This window comes from Faecalicatena contorta (assembly GCF_021531995.1).
GTDB lineage: Bacteria > Bacillota > Clostridia > Lachnospirales > Lachnospiraceae > Dorea_A > Dorea_A contorta_A.
The window spans coordinates 1-2,612 of sequence record NZ_JAFBIZ010000196.1; the positions used below are offsets into that span (position 1 = coordinate 1).

At 49.5% G+C, this 2,612-nt stretch carries 2 protein-coding genes; both read left to right on the top strand.

Annotated elements, in window-relative coordinates:
* The first annotated feature begins 201 nt into the window (after positions 1 to 201).
* Entirely contained in the window at positions 202 to 1,788 is a 1,587-nt protein-coding gene (gene istA, locus JQM82_RS15000) for an IS21 family transposase (RefSeq protein WP_235251209.1), read from the top strand.
* Positions 1,778 to 2,518 carry an ATP-binding protein gene (locus JQM82_RS15005; protein WP_235251210.1) on the top strand — a complete coding sequence of 247 codons (741 nt, stop codon included), beginning with the start codon at positions 1,778 to 1,780 and terminating at the stop codon, positions 2,516 to 2,518. Before istA ends, JQM82_RS15005 begins: the two co-directional genes overlap by 11 nt.
* The last annotated feature ends 94 nt before the right edge of the window (positions 2,519 to 2,612 follow it).

Genomic DNA, 2,612 nt, shown 5'->3' on the forward strand with positions numbered 1-2,612 from the left:
TGATTATTCCGGGTCTCCGGCCCACCCATGCCGCAGTTTAGCGCAGTCAGACCGCGCATCAGCCCATTTGATACAATCCGCGTTTCGGCACATGCCGATCGCAGATCAGTCCATTTATTAACTCTTATTCATTTTGACCTTTCGTTCGTTAGAATTATAGAAGGAGTATCGCTCCAAATCTAACGAAGGGAGGCCAAAAGAATGGCCAGAAAAATTAATGTGAAGCTCATCATGGAGCTTCGGGATGCAGGATTGTCTCGAAGTGCGATCGCATCCACAAGACACATCTCAAGGCACTCTGTCAGTGAGGTTTTCAACATCGCTGATGAGAAAGGTATCCATTACGATGATATCCGCGTCCTTGACGAATCGGAGGTCTATCGCATTTTCTATCCGCAGAAATTTGCGAACGAGACCATGTACGGAGATCCTGACTACGAGCATGTACATCAGGAACTGAAAAAAGTAGGCGTGACCCTCAAGCTTCTCCATGAGGAGTATGTCGACCGCTGTGAACGGAATGGGGAGATCCCCATGGGCAAGACCAAGTTTAACGAGGGATACGCCGAATTCACTGTCGCCAATCGTCTCACCAACCACCTCGAGCACAAGCCCGGTGAGCGGGCAGAGGTCGATTGGTCCGGACCAACTATGCACTACGTGGACATGAGCAACGGTGAACTGATCACTGTCTATCTGTTCGTCGGAACACTCCCGTACAGCCAGTATTCGTACGTAGAACCGTGTCTGGATATGAAGATGGACACCTTTATCCGGTGCCATATCCGTATGTATGAGTACTTTGGCGGCGCCCCGATACGGACAGTATGCGATAACCTCAAAACTGGTGTCGTGTCTCATCCAAAGGAAGGCGAGATCATTTTGACAGATGATTACGCGGCTCTTGGATCACATTACATGACCGCAATCATGCCTGCCGGTGTAAGAAAGCCGAAGCAGAAACCATCTGTAGAAGGCACTGTCGGGAAGATCGCAACGTCTATCATCGCCCGATGCCGTAACGACGTGTATTACTCCTTCGCAGAGCTCAAGAAGGCTGTTTCTGACAAGCTCCATAAGTTCAACCATGAGGCATTTCAAAAACGTGAAGGGAGTCGTTATGAGGTGCTGCAGGAAGAACGGGATTTCCTGAGACCGCTTCCTGATGTTCCTTATGAGATTGCAGAGTGGGTCTATGATCGTGCCGTCAACCTCGACTTCCATGTCGTGTACAAGAAAAACAGGTATTCATGCCCGTACCAGTACGCGAAGAAGAAGGTCGACCTCAAAGTAACGGACCGCTTCGTGGAACTTTATCACAAAGGGGAGCGTCTGACGACACACAACCGCTTTCCGGATTACATGAAGAATAAGTATTCCACGCATCCGGAAGACATGCCGCCTGCATTTCGCAACATCGTTCAGTGGGATGACGAGCGGATCAAAAACTGGGCAAGTTCAGTCGGGAAATCGACCAGACAGGTCATCGACCGCATCTTTGGCAGCGTCGGTATAAAAGAACAGGGCTATAATCCCTGCCTTGCCATACTCCGCCTCAGCAGAACGTATACAGATGCCCGTCTGGAAACCGCCTGTGAGCTTGCTATCAGCAGAGGGATTAAAGTGCCCCGTTACCATCACCTTAAAGCAATCCTAACAACGAATCAAGACATCAGTTATAAAGAACAGCTGGAAGCCGCTTCCGATTCTTCTGCTGATGACTCCTCCATGGGATATCTCCGTGGCAGCGATTATTACCGGAAGGGAGGGGATTCTGATGCTAAATGATGAGACCAGAAGAAAACTCCGCCTCATGAATATCGGCGAATTCATTGATGAACTCGAAATACAACAACAGGATACACAGACGCTGGCTCTTCCCTTTGACGACCGTTTTCAGCTCCTTACAGACAGTGTTTATCAGAGAAAGTATAACGACAAGGTACACCGGTTGATTAAGACTGCAAAGCTCCGGCTCCCAAAGGCAGACATTCACGACATCCTTTACATTGACAAACGACCTCTCAACAGGGGCATTATTGCAGATCTGGCTAGCTGCAGGTTCGTTGACGAATGCCGCAGCGTTGTGTTCCAGGGATATCCTAGTTCTGGGAAAACCTTCCTGGGGTGTGCGATGGCAAAAGAAGCCTGCAGACAACTACATAAAACCCGATACATCCGCCTCCCTGATCTTCTGGAAGAATACGCTGAGAAATCAGTGCTTCCCGGCGGAAAGAACAAGGTGCTGAACAAGTATGCAGCTTTCAAGGTGCTTGTTCTGGATGAATGGCTTATGCCGGAATTGTCCAAAGTAGATGTCGAGTTTATCCTTGAATTGACGGAACGCCGGTTTGACAGTACGTCCACGATTTTCTGTACGCTTTATAAGCGCGAGGATTGGGTCAAGCGGCTGCGAGGCGGGACTTATGCCGAGTCCATCGTAGAGCGCTTCGCGCATAACACTACTTGGATCGAAACCGGTGATGTTAATATGCGGCAGCATTTATCACATGCTTGATGACCTGGGCTGAACTGCGACCAGCCTTTGCTAAACGGCGATACCCATGCGCTGAACGCGCTTCAGCGCATGGGCTAATCGCCCGGAATAATCA